Source organism: Dialister sp. UBA1703 (genome assembly GCA_002320515.1).
In the GTDB taxonomy this organism is placed as follows: domain Bacteria; phylum Bacillota; class Negativicutes; order Veillonellales; family Dialisteraceae; genus Dialister.
In genome coordinates this window covers 1-2,515 of record DCJJ01000080.1, presented here as the reverse complement: position 1 = coordinate 2,515, position 2,515 = coordinate 1, and the positions used below count along the sequence as shown (strand labels likewise).

Sequence of the window (2,515 nt, the reverse complement as noted above, 5' to 3'; positions counted from 1 at the left end):
GTTCACTACAAGGAATAAGCCGACGCGAATAGCCAAAGCTATCTAAGGAGCCTTATGACGCAGTATTGGACCAAAATACTTATGAAATCTGATTCTGCGACTGAATTAGTGCTCCCCTAGCTCACTAGTACACCAGCCCACCAGCCCACCAGCTCACCAGCCCACTATGCCATACCGGTAGGCGGCGCCTTTGCTGGAGAAAGTGTTCCTCAGCCCTGTCCCCTGCTCTTTCCAGTGGAAGAAGCCTGCGTTATGTCCATTCCTCACCTATTCTCACCATTTTCCCAAGAAAAAAATCCCCGCCATGAGGCGGGGGTTTTACTTTCTTATTTCATTATTTATCTTCTTTATGAGCGGGCTTGGAGCTGGGGAAGCCGTTTCTCTTTCCGATGACGGTGATGCCACCCATGTAGGGAACCAGTGCTTCCGGAACCTTGATGGTGCCGTCTGCCTGCTGGTAGTTTTCCATGATGGCTGCCACGGTTCTGCCTACGGCAAGGCCGGAGCCGTTCAGGGTGTGAACGAATTCCGGTTTAGCGCCGGGGGTGCGGCGGAAGCGGATATTGGCGCGGCGGGCCTGGAAATCAAGGCAGTTGGAGCAGGAGGAAATTTCACGGTACTTGTTCTGTGCCGGCATCCAGACTTCGATGTCATAGGTCTTGGCAGAGGAGAATCCGATATCACCGGTGCAGAGGCATACTACATGATAGGGAATCTTCAGACGCTGCAGTACCTTTTCCGCTTCGGCGGTGAGGGATTCCAGTTCGTCCCAGCTGTCTTCCGGTTTGCAGTACTTCACCATTTCTACTTTGTGGAACTGGTGCTGGCGGATGAGGCCGCGGGTATCCTTGCCTGCAGAGCCCGCTTCTTTACGGAAGCAAGGGGTGAGAGCGGTAAGATGAACCGGCAGCATATCGCCGTCCAGGATTTCTCCTGCAAAATAGTTGGTCAGCGGCACTTCTGCCGTAGGGGTCATGTACATGTTTTCCCCTTCCACCTTGTACATATCGTCAGCGAATTTCGGCAGCTGTCCGGTGCCCTGCATGGATTTGCCGTTGATAATGTAAGGCGGAATCACTTCTGTATAGTCATTTTCCTTTGTGTGAAGGTCAAGCATGAAATTGTAGACCGCTCTTTCCAGACGGGCTGCGGCGGAAAGGTAGAAATAGAAACGGGCGCCGGACACTTTGCCTGCTCTTTCTGCATCCAGAATGCCCAGGTCATCGCCCAGTTCGTAATGGGCTTTGATGGGGAAATCAAATTTCGGGATTTCACCCCAGCGGCGGACTTCCGGGTTTTCGCTGTCATCTTTGCCGATGGGCACAGACTTGTCAGCCATGTTCGGAATATGAAGGAGGAGTTCATTCAGCGTGCCTTCCACATCCCCCAGTTCCTTATCAATAGCGGCGATTTTCCTGCCCACTTCTCCCATGGAAGCGATGGCATCGGCTGCATCTTCCCCATTCTTTTTTGCCTGGGCGATTTTCTTGGATTCTGCATTCTTCTCGCTCTTCAGCGCTTCCGTTTCCTGCAGGAGTTCCCTTCTCTTCTCATCCAGTGCCAGCACCTTGTCCAGATCAAACGGATTGTGACGGTTCACAAGGTTCTGCTTCACTTCATCCGCATGTTCACGAATAAATTTCATGTCCAACATAACTATCTCTCCCTGTATCAAATTTGCCCATCCGGGCATATAAACGAGGAAATAAAAAAACTTCACCCCTCCATGGGACGAAGTCATCGCGGTGCCACCCAATTTGCAAAAGCCAGCTCATAGTTCGTATCGGTCACCAGCCGTCCGGTTCCTCACCGGCCGCTCCTGAGTGGAAACTTTTCCTTCTGCCAAGACTTTCACCAGCCGTCTCTTCTCTAAAGGCATAAGGGAAAAGGTATTCTCTTTCCCTGCGTTGTTCTTATTATAGCGCCGGCATTATTTTTTGTAAAGACATATTTGATTTAGGGGTAGGCCGCTGAGCGGCCCGGGTTCAGAGGGTTCAGAGGGTTCAGAGGGTGGTGGATAGCCGCTGCGCGGCTATGATTATGAAGTCAGCGTTACGGGAATGCCTTTTGTGTCACCTGTGCTGCATGACGGAGAGCCAGACCTATCCTCAGGGCTCCGCCCAGCTCCTTTCTGAGAAAGGAGCCTTACGTTACGGGAATGCCCTCCTGCTACTTAATCCTCGCTATGCATTACGGTGAATTTGCCGCCTTACACGGTCAGCCGACTAAAAGGAAGGCCTCTTATTGGGCAGGCTAGAGGCCAACTTCGGCTGACTTGGAGGTCCTATGCAGGACCTCCACAGCCACCCCCTATCCGGCTGCGCCGGACTCCCCCACAGGAAAGCGTCTCACACGATTCTCAGGTCGCTACCGCTCCCCTACGAATCCAGTGACATGCTTCCCTTTGGGTAAAGGTAGTGGCGCAGCCACCAAAGGGGGGGCTTTTCCATCGCCCGCCAGGGCGGTTTTATGGTTTTATTATAAGAGGCGTCCTTTATTATTTTAAGGACGCCCA

At 52.4% G+C, this 2,515-nt stretch carries 1 protein-coding gene; it reads right to left on the bottom strand.

The genetic code is table 11. The annotated features are described in order from the left end of the window. Positions 1 to 334: 334 nt before the first annotated feature. The gene (serS, locus tag B2Y11_RS03730; RefSeq protein ID WP_291056373.1) at positions 335 to 1,654 is read right to left on the bottom strand and encodes a serine--tRNA ligase; all 1,320 of its coding nucleotides are present in this window, start codon (positions 1,652 to 1,654) and stop codon (positions 335 to 337) included. Positions 1,655 to 2,515: the final 861 nt, after the last annotated feature.